Origin of the sequence: Microbacterium sp. B24, from assembly GCF_000333415.1 — a bacterium.
In the GTDB taxonomy this organism is placed as follows: Bacteria; Actinomycetota; Actinomycetes; order Actinomycetales; family Microbacteriaceae; genus Microbacterium.
Genome location: NZ_BADB01000480.1, coordinates 1 through 2,241 on the forward strand (window position 1 = coordinate 1; position 2,241 = coordinate 2,241).

Genomic DNA, 2,241 nt, shown 5'->3' on the forward strand with positions numbered 1-2,241 from the left:
AGCTCGGTCCCGGGGATCCTCTAGAGTCCGCAGCAGGCAGGAGCGCGAGAGCACGTCGTCGGAGCTCGGCGTCGCGATCCGGGTGGCGTTCGACGCACTGAAAGCGGATGCCGACATCCCGCTGACCGCAGCGGTCTCTCGAACAGCGGGGGCGGACGACGGTGCCGACGCGCTGTCGGCGCGGGAGACCGAGATCGCGTTGCTCGCTCGCACCCACTCCAACGCGGCGATCGCATCCCGGCTCGGTCTCAGCGTCCGCACGATCGAGAATCACATCCACAGTGCCCTGAAGAAGACGGGTGCCACGAACAGGCAGGAGCTCTTCCAGCTGATCAGTCGGTGAGCGCTCACGAGGACGCGCCGTCACTTCACCCGAACGGTCCCCGTTGCGACCTCGGCCAGCGGACGGGAAAAGACAAGTGCTGGCGCGGACGGGTCGTTCACGTTCAGGAACGAGAACGACTGGGCACCGGAGGGGTATCTCCCGCACCACGCGTAGTCGAAGGCCGCGACGTTCTGCGTGCCTCCCCACGTGTACAGGCCGCCGCCCCGCGTCACCGCCCAGGTCGTGCAGGCCGCCGTCCTGATCTCGCGGACGGCGACGTCGTCGAGGGCCGTGATGCGAGTGGGCAGGAGGACTCGTTCGGCAGGGATCCCTGTCGTGCACGGCACGGAACCGTCCAGGTGGCGGCCGATGGCCTGACAAAAGTTGTTGACACCCCAGCCGTACACGTCGCCGGCGGTCGTGATCGCGGTCACGCTCGTCAGAGTGGCGTTGTAGGAGCGGAACGTGGTCGGCTGCCCGGCGATCCTCACGCGCCCGGGTGCGTATCGGTAGGTCGGATCCAGACTCCACGTCGAGTCGGTGGTGCTCGCACGGCCGAGGAAGGCGTAACCGTTACGCGCGTCGTTGACAGCCCAGGTGAACAGGGCGCCGTTCTGGAGCAGGAAGCTCCCGGCCAGATCGAACATCGCGGCTTGGCGCACGGGGCAGGTGTCGTCGACGCGGTCGAGCTGCCCGAGGGTGCCGTCGCAGCCGGGCAGCACTTTGTCGTTCATCGCCGTGACGATCGCAACGTACGTGCGGTGTCGAGCCTGCGCCGTCGTCTGCACCTTCGGGTCGTAGACGAGGCCGTCGCCGGTGCGGTAGAGGTCGGGATAGGCCGCGAAGAGTGTGAGGTTTGCGCCCTCGTTCAAGGTCGGCGCGTAGGTGTGCACCTGTCCGGAGCTCAGTCCGTTCGAGTTGTCCCACCCCCAGGTGTAGATCAATCCATTGCGCCCGACGCCCAGACCCAGGTTCGCCCCGTTCCACACCGAGCGCCAACGGATCTTCCCCGCCGTGTCGGGACTGTCCGGCGTGCACCGCCCCGACCCAGGCGTCCAACACGTGTCGTTGGACACAATCGGCAACGGCGTGGCGACGTTGCGACCGTCCGGGCGGGCGATGTTGTCGATGCTTCCCCAGGTCCAGAGGTTGCCGTCGGTGTCGAGGGCGAGAATCTGGTTCTCGGTGCGCGCGATCCGCACGATTCCGCTGAGGACACGTCCGTCGGAGGTCACCACCAGCCCCGCGCGGTACTGCTCCCCCGGGGAGAGGCGCCCTCGACCGATCGAGTCGCGTCCCTTCTCACCGTTGAACGCGTTCTGCGCGGTGCCCCAGGTCCAGACCCGCCCCCGGTCATCGAGTGCGGCGTACCAGCTCTCACCGATCGGATAGTGGAAGTCGGTGCTTCCTCCGACGGCGTCGATGATCCGGACGTCGTTCGGGATGGCGACCTTGGTCGGCGCGGAACCGTTCGAGGTTGTACCACCCGCCCCGTCTCCCGCGCGGCGATCACCCGACAGATAGAGCTCACCCGACTGTGTGATCCACAGCCCCGAGCCGCTGGCGGAGTTGAAGTACACCGGAGGCTCGTCGAGGCGTGCGGATGCGGTGACGAGACGTGACGCGGCATGGGTCGTGTCGGTGAAACCGGCGGAGGTCATCGCCACGGGTGTCAGCACCGCGAGCGCGACGGCAGTCAGGACAACAATTCTCTTCTGCACGGGATCTCTCTTCCTGAAGATCGCGTGGCCGGCGACGCGTCGTCGGCGGGCACCTGTCTGGCCGCGATCTCCCGGCGAATCTAGGGGTGGTCATCGGGCGCTAGGTGCCGCCGGGCACCGCCGCGATCGACGAGGGGCCGCGGGCTCAAGAAGATGAATGGCGACCGCTACGCCCGCTGAATGCTGTGAAGTGGC

The 2,241-nt window shown here is 67.4% G+C and carries 2 protein-coding genes; one reads left to right on the plus strand and one right to left on the minus strand.

Annotation, left to right across the window (positions count from 1 at the left end; all coding sequences use genetic code 11):
• A partial coding sequence (locus I5I_RS13975; protein ID WP_148285568.1) for a helix-turn-helix domain-containing protein occupies nt 1–343 on the plus strand: 343 nt, incomplete at its 5' end.
• Nucleotides 344–363: 20 nt separating this feature from the next.
• Here the strand turns inward: I5I_RS13975 and I5I_RS13980 are convergent.
• Nucleotides 364–2,046: a hypothetical protein gene (locus I5I_RS13980; protein ID WP_148285569.1), complete on the minus strand. Its 1,683-nt coding sequence runs from the start codon at nt 2,044–2,046 to the stop codon at nt 364–366.
• Nucleotides 2,047–2,241: the final 195 nt, after the last annotated feature.